This window comes from Streptomyces sp. NPDC056948 (assembly GCF_042674225.1).
GTDB classification, from domain to species: Bacteria; Actinomycetota; Actinomycetes; order Streptomycetales; family Streptomycetaceae; genus Streptomyces; species Streptomyces purpurascens.
This window is the reverse complement of sequence record NZ_JBHUQX010000251.1, coordinates 1-13,890: the sequence shown is the minus strand read 5'-3', so window position 1 is coordinate 13,890 and position 13,890 is coordinate 1. Positions and strand designations below refer to the sequence as shown.

Here is a 13,890-nt window from a genome sequence, read left to right as displayed (position 1 = left end):
CGCCCGCCCCCTGGCACGCGCCGAGCCCACCGCCCCCCCCCCCGGCGGCAACGGTGTCCTCGACGACTGAGCACGGCTCAGCGCGACGTGCCGGCCATCTCCGGGACCGGCGCGTCGAGGGCGTCCAGGCCGCGCAGGATGTCCTCCACCCGCTGCTTGGCGTCGCCGAAGAGCATCTGGGTGTTCTCCCGGAAGAACAGCGGGTTCTGCACTCCGGCGTACCCGGCGGCCATGGACCGCTTGAAGACGACCACGTTGGCCGCCTCCCACACATGCAGCACCGGCATGCCGGCGATGGGGCTGGTCGGGTTGTCGGTGGCGGCCGGGTTGACGGTGTCGTTGGCGCCGATGACCAGGACGACCGAGGTGGCGGCGAAGTCGTCGTTGATCTCGTCCATTTCGAGGACGACGTCGTACGGCACGTTCGCCTCGGCGAGCAGCACGTTCATGTGCCCGGGCAGCCGGCCGGCGACGGGGTGGATGCCGAAGCGCACCTCGACGCCCCGCTCGCGCAGCTTGCGCGCCAGCTCGGCGACCGGGTACTGGGCCTGGGCGACCGCCATGCCGTAACCCGGCGTGATGATCACCGAGGTGGCGTCGCGCAGGAGTTCCGCGGTCTCCTCGGCGTTGATCTCCCGGTGCTCCCCCTGCTCCCCGTCGTCGGCGGCCGCCGCCGGGGTTCCGAAGCCGCCCGCGATCACCGAGATGAAGGAGCGGTTCATCGCCTTGCACATGATGTACGACAGGTAGGCACCGGAGGAGCCGACCAGCGCGCCGGTGACGATCAGCAGGTTGTTGGCGAGCAGGAAGCCCGAGGCCGCCGCGGCCCAGCCGGAGTAGCTGTTGAGCATCGAGACGACCACCGGCATGTCACCGCCGCCGATGGAGGCGACCAGGTGCGCGCCGAGGGCGAGCGCGACCACGGTGACGGCGATGAGCAGGCCGATGTTCGGGCGGGCCACGAACGCGACGGTGAGCGCGACGAAGGCGACCAGGGCACCCACGTTGAGGATGTGCTTGCCGGGCAGCGTCAGCGGGTTCGACTTGATCCGCGCGGACAGCTTCAGATACGCGACGACCGAGCCGGTGAAGGTGACGGCGCCGATGAACACCCCGATGAACACCTCGGCGTGATGGATGCCCAGCAGCGAACCGCTGAGCTCGGCGTCGACGTCGAGGTAGCCGTTCCAGCCGACGAACGTGGCGGCGAGGCCGACGAGGCTGTGCATGATGGCGATCAGCTCCGGCATGCCCGTCATCTCGACGACCCGGGCGCGCCACAGTCCGATGCCCGCGCCGACGGCCGTGGCGACGGCGATCAGCACGAGACCGGTGGCGGTGATGCTCCGGGAGGCGAGACCGACGGTGGCGGCCAGGGCGATGACCATGCCCGCGATGCCCCAGACGACTCCCGAGCGGGAGGTCCGGTGCTGCGAGAGGCCGGCCAGGCTGAGGATGAACAGCAGCGCGGCGACGACGTAGGCGGCCTCTGCGGCCGTGACTGTGGTCATCCGGGATCAGCCCTTCGAGAACATGCCGAGCATGCGGCGGGTGACGGCGAATCCGCCGAAGATGTTGATGCTCGCCAGCAGGATCGCGGCGAACGACAGCACGGTGACGGCGGTGTCCCCGTGCCCGATCTGCAGCAGCGCGCCGACCACCACGATCCCGGAGATGGCGTTGGTGACCGACATCAGCGGCGTGTGCAGCGCGTGGTGCACATGGCCGATGACGTAGAAGCCGATGACGATCGCCAGGACGAACACCGTGAAGTGGCCGATGAGTTCGCTCGGCGAGAAGGCGGTCACCAGGAACAGCGCGAGCGCTCCGGCACCGACGAGGGCGTACGGCGCCCACGCCGGCCGGGCGGGCTTCGCCGGGGCTTCGGAGGGCACGGCCACGGGTTCCGGGGCCCCGGCCGGGGCGGGCGCGGCGGACACCTGGACCGGAGGCGGGGGCCAGGTCTTCTCGCCCTCGCGGACCACGGTCATCGCCCGCTGCACCACGTCGTCGAAGTCGAGGACGAGTCGACCGTCCTTGCCCGGAGTCAGCAGCTTCATCAGGTTGACGATGTTGGTGCCGTAGAGCTGCGAGGCCTGGGCGGGGAGCCTGCCGGGCAGGTCGGTGTAGCCGATGATCGTCACGTCGTTGTCGGTGACGACGGCCTTCCCGGCGACCGTGCCCTCGACGTTGCCGCCCTGGGCGGCGGCCATGTCGACGATGACGCTGCCGGGCTTCATGCGCGCGACGTCCTCGGCGGTGACGAGCCGGGGCGCCGGGCGGCCCGGGATGAGCGCGGTGGTGATGATGATGTCGACGTCGGCGGCCTGCTCGGAGTACAGCCGCGCGGCGAGCTGGTTGTAGTCGTCGGAGGTGGCCTTGGCGTAGCCGTCGGTGCTCACCTCCTGCTCGGCACTGACCGACAGGAACTCGCCGCCCAGCGAGCGGACCTGCTCGGCGACCTCGGGCCGGGGGTCGGTGGCGCGGACCACGGCGCCGAGGCTGCGGGCCGCACCCACCGCCGCGAGTCCGGCCACGCCGGCGCCGGCCACCAGCACCTTGGCGGGCGGCACCTTGCCTGCGGCGGTCACCTGGCCGGTGAAGAAGCGTCCGAAGGCGTGCGCGGCCTCGACCACGGCCCGGTATCCGGCGATGTTCGCCATCGAGCTGAGCACGTCCAGGGACTGGGCGCGCGAGAGCCGCGGCACGGCGTCCATGGCGAGCACCGTGATCGGCCGCCGCGTCAGCTCCTCGACCAGTTCGGGGTTGAGCGCGGGGCTGATGAGCGCGATCAGTGTCGCCCCGTCGCGCAGCCGGCCGATCTCCTCGCTCGAGGGGCCGTTGACCTTCAGTACGATCTCCGCCGACCACGGGTCACCGAGGCGGGCTCCCGCCTCCTCGTAAGCCGTGTCGGAGAAGCGGGACGAGGCTCCCGCTCCCGGTTCGACCACCACGTCGTATCCGAGCGCGACAAGTCTCCCCACGGTGGCCGGCGTCGCCGCCACCCTGGTCTCGCCCGCAGTGGACTCGGCTGGTACGCCGATCCGCTGGGGTTCCGGTTCCGCTGGGGCCATCGTCTGCCTCTCTCGTCGTTCTACTGCCTGTCCTCCTTGGTGCCCGCATCCTGCACCTTCGACGCGGCAACTGTGGCGGACCGTGGTCACATGGCCGACGAGGTCGTCCTCACACCGCCCAGGGGTTGCCGCGAGACACGTTTGGGGGTATCGGTGTGGCGCGCGGGGCCGGAGTGGTCTTGTGATGCGACATGAAACGGCCGGGCGCAGACTGAGTGCGTGAGCAGCACGCGCCCGGGGCGCGACGAGGTCTCGCCCCCCTCCCGATCGGCGCCGCAGCAGCAGACTGTGGCACTGGCGGCGATGATGTTCGCCGTCGCCATGACCTTCATCGACCAGACCATCGTGTCGATCGCGGCTCCGGACATCGTCCGCGAGCTGAATCTGTCGTCCTCCGGCATGCAGTGGGTGGTGAACGCCTATCTGCTGGCCCTCGCGGCGTTCTTCGCCCTCGGCGGGCGCCTCGCGGACCTCTACGGGCCACGCCGGGTCGTGGTGATCGGCACGCTGGTGTTCGTCGTGTCGTCGGTGCTGTGCGGCTGTGTCCCCGAGGGCAGCGCGGCGCAGACCTGGCTGATCGTGTTCCGCGCCACCCAGGGGTTCGGGGCGGCTCTGCTCTTCCCGGCGGCTCTGGCCGTGGTGGTGGCGGTGTTCCCGGTCGAGAGACGCGGTCGCGCCCTCGCCCTGTTCTTCGGCGTCTCCGGCGCGCTGACCGCCCTGGGCCCGCTGCTGGGCGGCTGGCTCACGAACTGGACCTGGCGCGCCGTCTTCTGGGTCAACGTCCCCGTGGCGATCGTGGCGCTGGCCCTCACCGCGCTGGCGCACCTCTCCGACCGGCGGCGGTCCGGCACCCTGGACGTCCGGGGCGCCGCGCTGATCGCGGTCGGCATGGGCCTGAGCGTCCTCGGCTTCCAGCAGGCCTGGTCCTGGGGATGGGACAGCTGGGCGACCTGGGTCTGCATCGCGGGCGGCCTCGCGGTGCTCTTCGGGTTCGTCCGGTTCGAGCGCGACGTGGAGCATCCGCTGATCGACCTGCGGGTCTTCCGTGACAAGGCGTTCACCGTGGACGCGGCGGTGCTGTTCTTCTCGATGCTCGCCTTCGTCCCGCTGTTCTTCTTCACCTCGGTCTACGCCCAGGTGTCCCTGAGCGCCTCGCCGAACCAGGCGGCCCTGTTCCTGCTGTACTTCTTCGTGGGCTTCGCGATCGCCTCGCAGTGGGGCGGCCGGATCCTCGACAAGCAAGGGGCGCGCCCGGCCCTGAAACTGGGCTCGGCGGTGGGCTGCGTCGGGTTCGCCCTGTGGGCGAACAAGCTCACCGACCTGTCCATGCACGACCAGTGGCCGTACGCGGCCCTCGCCGGGGCCGGCATCGGCTTCATCCTCGCGCCGGCCTCCACGGACGCCGTCAACCGGGCCATCGGCGCCTCGTACGGCGAGGTCACCGGCATCACCCAGACCGTGCGCAACTACGCGGCGAGCGTGGGCCTGGCCGTCTACGGCACGATCCTGACGCACGTCACGACCGACAAGGTGGTGCAGACCCTGCGGTCCCGGGGCCTGTCCACGGACGACGCGAACACCGTGGCCCGCGACATCACCGAGTCGATCACGGGCAGCGGCGACTCCCGGCCGCCCACCGGCACGAGCCCCGCCGCCGAGGCCACCCGGGACGCGATGGGCGCCATCCGCATGGACTTCGCCGAGGCCAACCAGTGGGTGTTCTATGGCATGGCCATCGCCCTGGGCATCGGCTACCTGTGCGCCCTGCGCCACCCGGGCGGCCGGCCGGCCGCGGACGCGCCGGTGGAGGAACCGGTCGCGCAGAAGCACTGACGGCGCCTCACGACCGCACGGCGGCGGGCTCGTCAGGTGAACAGGTCGGTCGTACGCGCCTGGATCTCCTCCGGCGTCAGCTCCTCGATCGGCTGGGAGATCATCCAGAGGTGGCCGAACGGGTCGGCGAGACGGCCGCCGCGCTGCCCGTAGTGCTGGTCGGCGACCGGGTAGACCACCGTCGCGCCGCCGCGCAGCATGGCCTCGGCGACGGCGTCGGCGTCGGACACGTCGAGCGCCATGATCACCGGGGAGCCGCCGAGTGAGGACGGCGCCGGGTCGCCGTCGTCGGCGTCCTTGACCGCGATCACCGCGCCGCCGAGACGCAGCATGGCGTGCACGATCCTCCCCTCGGGGTCGGTGTACCGCTCGATCTCCTCGGCGCCGAGCGCGGTCCGGTAGAAGTCGATCGCCCGGGGGCCGTCGGAGACCACGAGCCGGGCGTAGAGCCGGGTGACGGCAGGGGCGTCGGGTGGGGTGTCGGGTGTGTTCGTCATGCCTTCACGATCGCGGGTCCCGAGGGCCGTGGATTGTAGAAAACGGCCGGCCGGGCGGGCCCGTCACCCGCCGAGCGGAACGTGGTTGCGCTCCAGCGGCGAGCGCGGTGCGTACGCGGTCGGGGTGATCCCGGCGAGCGCGCGGAACTCATGGATCAGATGGGCCTGGTCGTGGTAGCCGCAGTCCGCGGCGAGGACCGCCCAGTCCGGCGCGCCGGCCCCGGAGTTCACGCGCCGCAGCAGCCGCTGGAAGCGCCGTACCCGCGCATACCGTTTGGGCGCGAGTCCCAGCTGTTCGGCGCAGCTGCGGGCCAGCCGCCGGGAGGTCCAGCCGAGCCGGTCGGCGACCACGCCCACGGGCGTGCCGCGATCGAGCAGTACGGCGGCGAGACGGACCGCCGGGTCGGGCTCCAGCGGACGTTCCGCCCGCCCCAGCAGGGCCGATTCCAGCTCCCGCAGCCCCGCCTCCGGGCCACCGGCGGCCACGGCCTGAAGCAACCGCTCGCGCAGCACCGCGCCGTCCGTGCCCCACAGCTCGTCGAGTCCGACCAACTCGTCGCGGACCGCGGAGACCGGGGCGGGGAGGAAGGGATACGCCCCCGCCGGACGGAACGCCACCCATACGACGGCGCGCTGCTGCGTCGGGTCGATCAGGGCCGGCTCCGTGTACGGCCCCTGCACGGCCGCGCCCCGGGTACGCCGGTCGGCGCCCCTCAGCGGTGACGAGGAAAAGGCGTCCCCGTCGAGGTTCACCAGGAGCTGCGCACCGCCCGTCGGCAGGGCCAGCTCGGCGGCATGCGCGAACCGCCCCTCGACATACCCCAGCGCGCCGATCAGCGGCACGAGCGCGTCCGCCGCCGGCCGGACCGTGAGCGAGAGGGCTGTCTCCTCCGCCGTGGGAGCCATGCGTCCAGCCTACGGCCGGGGTACGACACCGGGTCCTGCGGCGGAGTCGGCCGGGGGCCGGGTCAGGCAGTGGCCGTGAGCCGCGCTGCCAAGTCGCGGCCCGCGGCCTTGAAGGCCGGTGGGAAGGTCAGCTTCAGGCCCTTCTCCTCGCCCTGGACGGTCAGCACGGTCCGGGCACCGAGTCCGAGCAGCGCCTTGCGGGCCGGGGAGGCGGCGATCAGCTCACGGGGCAGGACCATGACGGGCTTGCCGGGCCGGCCGGTGACGGAGCCGGGTTCGAAGAAGAGCAGGCGCCGGTCGGTGAGCGCCCAGTACAGGGGGCGTGGCTGAACCGTGGCGATGACGGTCCCGGCGGTCAGTGCCCCGACCAGCGCGGAGGTGAGGACCCGGCGCTTGACCGAGACGGATCCGACCTTGGCGAGCGAGATGAGCTCGGCCCGCTCCCCCGGGGCGAGCAGAGGGGTGACCGCTGCGAGGACCTGCTGTCTGCGTCTGTTGTTCATGACCATCCGTACTGGTGCCCGCGGGCACACGTGTGCGACTCGGGGAGATCGGGGGGCGGATGTGAGCGTAGAGGCGGCCACTCGGTGGTTGAGCAAAGCCGAGGTCAGTGATCCGCAATGAAATGGGCGGCATGGTCTCCTTGCAGTCCGTACGCGATCACGCCCGAGGAGGAGACCCCCGATGGAACCCGGCGCCGCCCTCGATCCGCTGGACCTGAAGCTGCTGCAGGCGCTCCAGTTGGACGGGCGGGCGCCGTTCAGCCGGATCGCTCAGGTACTCGGCGTCTCCGACCAGACCGTCGCCCGGCGTTACCGGGGGCTGCGCACCCGCGCCCGTCTGAAGGTGCTCGGCGTGACCGACGAGAACCGCCTCGGCCGCAGTAGCTGGATCGTGCGGCTGCGCTGCACCCCGGACGTGGCCGAGCAGCTCGCGGGCGCGCTCGCCCGCCGCCCTGACACCTCGTACGTCAGCCTGAACTCCGGCGGCACGGAGGTGATGTGCACGATGAAGCCGCGCAGCCGGGAGGCCCGTGACGAGCTCCTCTTCGACCGGCTCCAGCGCACCCCGCGGGTCACGTCGGTCAGCGCCCACTGCGTCCTGCACCCCTTCTACGGCGGCGCGCTCGGCTGGCTCAACAAGGCCGACGCCCTCTCCCCCGACGAGGAGGCGGCGCTGCGCCCGCCGCCCGTCGCGACGGCCACGGGCCCGGTCGGCCTGGACGCGGACGACGAGTCGCTCCTCGACGTCCTCCGGCACGACGGACGGGCCACGTTCACCGAACTCCAGGCGGCCACCGGCCAGTCGGAGTCCATGGTCAAGCGGCGCCTGGAGCGTCTGCGGTCCACCGGCGTGCTCTACTTCGACGTCCAGCACGACGCCGAGCTCCTCGGTCACGAGGTGGAGGCGATGCTGTGGCTCACCGTGGCCCCGGCCTCCCTCGCCTCAGTCGGCCGCGTCCTCGCCGAACACCCCCAGGTCCCCTTCGCCGCGGCCGTCACGGGCCAGGCCAACATCCTCGCCGCGACCCTGCACCGCAGCGCCGGGGACCTGTACACGTATCTGAGCGAGAAGATCGGGGCCCTCGAAGGCGTCCAGTCCGTCGAGACGGCACTGACCCTGCGCCGCATCAAGCAGCTCTCCTACGAACCGAGACCGAACCGTTGACGGAGGTAAGGGCCCCGCTTATCTTCTGACCGAATTCATGGCCGAATTCACGAACTGCGTTCAGAATCACGGACATCGGATCGACAGAGGCGGCTCGCCATGCTTCGGACTCCCCCTGCGGCCAGGCGCCGCAGCCCCCTGCTCGTCTGCGCGCTCGCCCTGCTCCTCGCCCTCGTGGCGGCGACCGCCCCGCGGGCGGCAGCGGCGGACGGGCGGCCCTACACCAACCCGCTCAAGTCGGCCAAGGGCGCCGACCCCTGGCTGACGTATCACGACGGCGACTACTACCTGATCACCACGACGTTCACCGGCATCCTCGCGATGCGGAAGTCGCCGACCCTGGCCGGGCTCGCCACCGCGGCCGGCGTCCAGGTGTGGTCGGACACCACCGCGACCCGCAACACCAACATCTGGGCGCCGGAGATCCACTTCCTGAACGGCCGCTGGTACCTGTACTACTCCGCCGGCCGGAGCGGGGTGGCCTGCTGCGACTCGCAGCGCACCCATGTCCTGGAGAGCGCCGGCTCCGACCCGATGGGCCCCTACACCTACAAGGGGTCGCTGACCGGTTCGAACCTCACGCCGGGCGGCTGGCTGATCGACGCGAGCGTGCTCCAGGCGAACGGGCGGCTGTATCTCGTCGGCAGCGGCTTCGTGAACGGCGGTACGCAGAGCCTGGTCATCGCGCCGATGAGCAATCCGTACACCCTCGCGAGCGGCACCTTCACCGTCATCTCCAGTCCGACGCTGAGCTGGGAGCGGTCGGGCTCCCCGGTCAACGAGGCGCCCGAGCCGCTCTACCGCAACGGCCGCACCTTCCTGACGTACAGCGCGAGTTCGTGCCAGACGGCCGACTACAAGCTGGGGCTGCTGGAGCTCACCGGCAGCGACCCGCTCGCCCCGGCGTCCTGGACGAAGAAGCAGAACCCGGTCTTCCAGCGCGATGACGCGGCCGGTGTGTACGGCCCCGGGCACAACGGGTTCTTCAGCTCGCCCGACGGCACCGAGAGCTGGATCGTCTACCACGCCAACTCCTCGGCCAACGGCGGCTGCGGCAACGCCCGCACCACCCGCGCCCAGAAGTTCACCTGGAACGCCGACGGCACCCCCGACTTCGGCACGCCGGTCGCCCTCGGCGGCACGCGCCCCGGCCCGTCCGGCGAAACGGCGGCGACCCCGACGTCGTACGCCCTCGTCAACCGCAACAGCGGCAAGTGCCTGGACGTCGCGGGCGGCAGCGGCGCCGACGGCACCGATGTCTTCCAGTGGAGCTGCACCGGCGGCGCCAACCAGAAGTGGCGGATCGAGGACCTGGGTGACGACACCAGCCGGCTGGTCAACGTGGCCACCGGCAAGGTGCTGGACACCGCCGAATGCTCCGCCGCCGACGGCGCCGACCTGCGGCAGTGGTCCTGGCTGAACAACAAGTGCCAGCGCTACCGGATGGTGTTCACGGCGACCGGCGACCACGTCCGGATCGTCAACGAGGCCACCGGCAAGGTCGCCGACGTGGCGGACTGCGGCACCGCGGACGGCACCGACGTACGGCAGTGGGCGTGGCTGAACAACACCTGCCAGCAGTGGAAGCTCGTCCCCACCACCTGATCACTCCCCCTCTGATCCGGAGAACTCCCTTGAGACGCATAGCCGCAAGGCTGCTCATGGCCGTCCTCGTCGCCCTGGCGGCCTGCCTCGTCGGGCCGGCCCCCGCCCGGGCCGCCGTCCCCGACTCCCCCGCCGTGAGCTACACCAACCCGATCGCGGAGCAGCGGGCCGACCCGCACATCTTCAAACACACCGACGGCTACTACTACTTCACCGCGACCGTCCCCGAGTACGACCGCATCGTGCTGCGCCGGGCGACCACCGTCCAGGGGCTGAGGACGGCCCCCGAGACCACCCTCTGGACCAAGCACGCCAGTGGGGTGATGGGAGCCCACATCTGGGCACCGGAGATCCACTTCATCGACGGCAAGTGGTACGTGTACTTCGCGGCCGGCGCCACCAACGACGTGTGGGCGATCCGGATGTACGTCCTGGAGGGCACGGGTGCCAACCCGCTCACCGCCACCTGGGCCGAGAAGGGGCAGATCAGGACCCAGTGGGAGAGCTTCTCCCTGGACGCCACCACGTTCGTCGTGAACGGCGTGCGCTACCTGGCCTGGGCGCAGCGCGACCCGTCGGTGAACAACAACACCGACCTCTACCTCGCGAGGATGGCCAACCCCTGGACGATCACCGGCACTCCGGTGATGCTGTCGCGGCCCACCTACTCCTGGGAGACCGTCGGCTACAAGGTCAACGAGGGCCCGGCGGTCATCCAGCGCGGCGGCAAGGTGTTCATGACGTACTCCGCCAGCGCCACCGACAGCAACTACTGCCTGGGCATGCTCACCGCCTCCGCGGGCGCGAACCTGCTCAGCCAGGCGTCCTGGTCCAAGAGCCCCACCCCGGTGTTCGCGAGCAGCGCCGCGACCGGCCAGTACGGCCCGGGCCACAACTCGTTCACCGTCTCCGAGGACGGAAAGAGCGACGTCCTCGTCTACCACGACCGCAGTTACAAGGACATCAGCGGCGACCCGCTGAACGACCCCAACCGCCGCACCCGCGTGCAGAAGGTGTACTGGAAGGCCGACGGCACGCCGGACTTCGGCATCCCGGTGGCCGACGGGGTCACCCCGCAGCGCTTGTCGTCGTACAACTTCGCGGACCGCTTCGTCCGGCACTGGGAGTACCGCGCCCGCATCGAGGCCGGCGTCTCCCCGCTCGCGGACTCGCAGTTCCGCGTGGTCGGCGGCCTCACCGGCAGCGGCACCGTCTCGCTGGAGTCGGCCAACTTCCCCGGCTACTACCTGCGGCACAGCAACTTCGAGGTGTGGCTGGAGAAGAACGACGGCACCGCGCGGTTCGCGTCCGACGCCACCTTCCACCGGCGGGCCGGGCTCGCCGACTCGGCGGGTGTGTCGTACGAGTCGTACAACTACCCGGGGCGATACGTCCGCCACTGGGAGTACCTGCTGAACGTGCAGGCGGTCAGCACGGCCACCGACCGGGCGGACGCCACCTTCTACGCCCAGTGACGGCAGGTTAAATGCGTGTAATGCCCTGATTGTGTTCCCGGTGGGCGGGGCACTCAGGGCATGTGCACACACAAGACGGCAAGCGACCGCGCAGGGTTCTGCTGACCGGGTGGTTCAGCTTCCGGGACCGGGAGGCGACCGCCGGGGACGTACTGGCCCTGCGCCGGGTGGAGGACGTGCTGCGGGGGACGGGCATCCCCTACGACGTCGCCTGGAGTCCGGGCTTCCGTCCGGAGGCCCTGCATCTGGAGCGGCTGTGGCCCGAGGACTACACCCACCTGGTGTTCGTGTGCGGCCCCTTGCACGGGCCGCAGGTCGAGGAGCTGCACCGGCGGTTCGCGCACTGTGTGCGGATCGCCGTGGGCACCTCGGTGATCGACCCCGGCAGTTCGGCCGTGACCGGCTTCCACCGGGTGCTGCCGCGGGACGCTCCCGACCGCGAGCCGGTGGAGGATCTGGCGGCCCGCGCCCCGGACGTGCCCGCCCGGCCCGTCGTCGGGGTGATCCTCGCGCACGGGCAGCACGAGTACGGGCAGCTCCGGCGGCACGGGCAGGTCGCCGAGGAGGTGACGCGGTGGCTGGCCGGGAAGGACTGCGGCAGGCTGGAACTGGAGACGCGGCTCGACGCGCACGACTGGCATCTCAGTGCGACGCCGGCGCAGCTCCAGTCCGTGCTGGCCCGGATGGACCTCGTCGTCACCGACCGGCTGCACGGGCTGGTGATCGCGCTGCGGGTCGGCACGCCGGTGCTGGCCGTCGACCCGGTCGCGGGCGGCGCGAAGCTGACCGCGCAGGCCCGCGCCTGCGGCTGGCCCGCGCTGGTGGCCGCCGAGCAACTGGACGTGCGGCAGTTGGACCGCTGGTGGGACTGGTGCCTCACCGGCGGCCGGGTGACCGCCCGGCAGATCCGCGACGGATTCCGCGAGGGCACCGTGCCGGACAGCGCGGACCGGCTCGTCGAGGCGCTGGCACGGCCCGTCGCCGGTTAGCTCCGTGACCTCACGGGGCATCCGCATCTACGTTCCCCGCTGTACTTCCCCGCATCCCCCGCCGCACGTCCCCCCGGGAGGAGAGACGGTCCGGCCGCCCGGAAGGAGAGAGCGTGTCCATCGGCCGACTTCCCGATCACGAGCAGCGCATCCTCGACGAGATGGAACGCGTCCTGCGCCGCGACCGCCGCCTCGACCGCCGGCTGCGCACCCTGCGGGTGCGCCGTCGCCCCGACCCCGCCCGTGTCCTGGCCCGGCTGGCCGGCTACCGCCCCCGCGTCTGGACCGTGGTGGTCCTGTTCGCGGTGTCGGCCGGCCTGCTGGTGGCCGGGATAGCCACCGCCGAGCCGGGGGTGATCTGGGCGTTCGCCGCGATATGCCCGCTGACGCTGTACGCGGCGTTCCGGTTGATGTGCCGGTGGTGCGGGACCTGAGCGTCCGCCCCTACCCGGGATCGGCCGTGAAGGCCTTCCGGATGGGGCGTTCGTCGGCGAGGACGCGGCCCTTGGGCGGTCCGTCCAGGAGTGCGCGGGCGGCGGTCAGCAGGTCCGGGGCGACCTGGTCCGCGCGCGCGGTCTCCTCGGGGCGGCTCCGCCCGGTCGGGACGAGAATGCCGCGGCAGCCCGCCCGGCGCGCGGCCTCCACATCCGCGCCGGTGTCGCCGATGACGACGAGGTCGGCGGGCCGGGTGCAGATCCGCCCGGCCGCCCACAGCACCATGCCGGGCCGGGGCGTGCGGCAGTGGCAGCCGTCGTCGCGGCCGTGCGGGCAGACGGCGAACACGTCGAAGGGGCCGAGGAGTTCGTCGACGCGGTGATTGACGCGGCGCACGTCGGCGTCGGTGAGCAGCCCGCGTGCGACACCGGGCTGGTGGGTGAAGACGCCGGTGCGGATGCCGCGCCCGCGCAGCAGAGTCAGCGCCTCTCGGGCGCCTGCGACGGGGCGTACGCGGTCGGGGCCGGCGTGGTCGGGGTCGTCCTCGACGAGCGTGCCGTCGCGGTCGAACAGCACGGCCTTCACCGGACGTACCGCGCTCTCGGAGCCCACGGGCCTCATGAGGTCACCTCGTCCTGCCAGGCGGTGGCGTGGCGGTGGCGCCAGGCGCCGGTCAGCCGGTGCCAGGTCGCGGCCGGCGGGATGAGCACGCTGGTAGCCACCATGGTCGTCACTTCGTGGCGGGTGCGCGGGCCGAGCGCGATACGGGCCCGGGCGAACTCCGCCGTACCGGCCGCCCAGCCGAGCGCACAGGCCGTCGCGGCCCGTCCGTGACCGGCGGCGGCGAGGGCGCACGCGGCGACACCCGCGGTCGTGATCGCCGCGTGGGTGCGGATCCGGCCGCGCGGCGCGACCGCCTTGTCCCACCAGTCGGGCCCGTGCAGATGCCGCATGAGGGCGTCGTCGGCGTTGCCGCGCTGCTGGCGCACCGACACCCAGCGGGAGGCGGGGTGCACGGGGTGCCGCGTGGTGCGGCGGCCCTGCCGGATGCGCCAGCCCGAGTCGAGCACGCGCAGCGCGAGGTCGGCATCCTCGCGGAAGGCGCGCTCGAAGCGTTCGTCGAAGCCGCCGACCTGCTTGAGCGCCTCCGTGCGGTACGCCATGTCGGAGGTGATCCAGTGGGCGCGGGCGAGTCCCGCCGTGCCGCGTTCCCAGTCGGTGGGGCGGCGTTCGCCGGGCAGCGGGACGGCGATGACGCCCTGGACGCCCGCGATGTCGGGCGACGCCTCGGCGAGGTCCTCGGCCAGCTCATCGCACCAGTGGGGTCCGACCTGGACGTCGTCGTCGAGGAACACGGTCCACGGCGCCGTCACGGCGCGCAGCCCGGTGTTGCGGGCGGCGGCGGGCC

General features: G+C 71.9%; 13 protein-coding genes. 6 read left to right on the top strand and 7 right to left on the bottom strand.

The window, feature by feature from the left end; translation table 11 throughout:
• Positions 1 to 77: 77 nt before the first annotated feature.
• Positions 78 to 1,511 carry a Re/Si-specific NAD(P)(+) transhydrogenase subunit beta gene (gene pntB / locus ACFTZL_RS28205; RefSeq protein ID WP_382588195.1) on the bottom strand — a complete coding sequence of 478 codons (1,434 nt, stop codon included), beginning with the start codon at positions 1,509 to 1,511 and terminating at the stop codon, positions 78 to 80.
• Positions 1,512 to 1,517: 6 nt separating this feature from the next.
• On the bottom strand, positions 1,518 to 3,074 hold the full coding sequence (locus ACFTZL_RS28200; RefSeq protein WP_382588193.1) for a Re/Si-specific NAD(P)(+) transhydrogenase subunit alpha: 1,557 nt from the start codon (positions 3,072 to 3,074) through the stop codon (positions 1,518 to 1,520).
• A gap of 303 nt (positions 3,075 to 3,377) precedes the next feature.
• On the opposite strand from ACFTZL_RS28200, the gene ACFTZL_RS28195 reads away from it, so the two are divergent.
• Positions 3,378 to 4,907, top strand: a complete 1,530-nt coding sequence (locus ACFTZL_RS28195; protein ID WP_382588199.1) for an MFS transporter — start codon at positions 3,378 to 3,380, stop codon at positions 4,905 to 4,907.
• A 32-nt stretch (positions 4,908 to 4,939) separates the two neighbouring features.
• On the opposite strand, the gene ACFTZL_RS28190 is transcribed toward ACFTZL_RS28195, so the two are convergent.
• The 3 genes from ACFTZL_RS28190 to ACFTZL_RS28180 all read right to left on the bottom strand — a co-directional run bounded on the left by ACFTZL_RS28190 (position 4,940) and on the right by ACFTZL_RS28180 (position 6,813).
• A complete protein-coding gene (locus ACFTZL_RS28190) occupies positions 4,940 to 5,404 on the bottom strand; it encodes a VOC family protein (RefSeq protein WP_382588191.1) in 465 nt (154 codons plus the stop codon).
• A 63-nt stretch (positions 5,405 to 5,467) separates the two neighbouring features.
• Positions 5,468 to 6,310: a helix-turn-helix domain-containing protein gene (locus ACFTZL_RS28185; RefSeq protein WP_382588189.1), complete on the bottom strand. Its 843-nt coding sequence runs from the start codon at positions 6,308 to 6,310 to the stop codon at positions 5,468 to 5,470.
• Between the two features lie 62 nt (positions 6,311 to 6,372).
• Positions 6,373 to 6,813, bottom strand: a complete 441-nt coding sequence (locus tag ACFTZL_RS28180; protein WP_382588187.1) for a hypothetical protein — start codon at positions 6,811 to 6,813, stop codon at positions 6,373 to 6,375.
• Positions 6,814 to 6,994: 181 nt separating this feature from the next.
• On the opposite strand from ACFTZL_RS28180, the gene ACFTZL_RS28175 reads away from it, so the two are divergent.
• The 5 genes from ACFTZL_RS28175 to ACFTZL_RS28155 all read left to right on the top strand — a co-directional run bounded on the left by ACFTZL_RS28175 (position 6,995) and on the right by ACFTZL_RS28155 (position 12,481).
• A complete protein-coding gene (locus ACFTZL_RS28175; protein ID WP_382588185.1) occupies positions 6,995 to 7,978 on the top strand; it encodes an Lrp/AsnC family transcriptional regulator in 984 nt (327 codons plus the stop codon).
• 99 nt (positions 7,979 to 8,077) lie between these two features.
• Positions 8,078 to 9,583: a family 43 glycosylhydrolase gene (locus ACFTZL_RS28170; protein WP_382588183.1), complete on the top strand. Its 1,506-nt coding sequence runs from the start codon at positions 8,078 to 8,080 to the stop codon at positions 9,581 to 9,583.
• 56 nt (positions 9,584 to 9,639) lie between these two features.
• Positions 9,640 to 11,058, top strand: a complete 1,419-nt coding sequence (locus ACFTZL_RS28165) for a family 43 glycosylhydrolase (RefSeq protein ID WP_382588197.1) — start codon at positions 9,640 to 9,642, stop codon at positions 11,056 to 11,058.
• A 62-nt stretch (positions 11,059 to 11,120) separates the two neighbouring features.
• Complete coding sequence (locus ACFTZL_RS28160; protein WP_382588181.1) at positions 11,121 to 12,047, top strand: polysaccharide pyruvyl transferase family protein; 927 nt, start codon at positions 11,121 to 11,123, stop codon at positions 12,045 to 12,047.
• Between the two features lie 113 nt (positions 12,048 to 12,160).
• Positions 12,161 to 12,481, top strand: coding sequence for a hypothetical protein (locus ACFTZL_RS28155; protein ID WP_382588179.1), 321 nt, complete (start codon positions 12,161 to 12,163; stop codon positions 12,479 to 12,481).
• 10 nt (positions 12,482 to 12,491) lie between these two features.
• On the opposite strand, the gene ACFTZL_RS28150 is transcribed toward ACFTZL_RS28155, so the two are convergent.
• Both ACFTZL_RS28150 and ACFTZL_RS28145 read right to left on the bottom strand, forming a co-directional pair.
• The gene (locus ACFTZL_RS28150; RefSeq protein ID WP_382588177.1) at positions 12,492 to 13,103 is read right to left on the bottom strand and encodes a D-glycero-alpha-D-manno-heptose-1,7-bisphosphate 7-phosphatase; all 612 of its coding nucleotides are present in this window, start codon (positions 13,101 to 13,103) and stop codon (positions 12,492 to 12,494) included.
• A partial coding sequence (locus ACFTZL_RS28145; RefSeq protein WP_382588175.1) for a glycosyltransferase occupies positions 13,100 to 13,890 on the bottom strand: 791 nt, incomplete at its 5' end. The genes ACFTZL_RS28145 and ACFTZL_RS28150, both read right to left, overlap by 4 nt.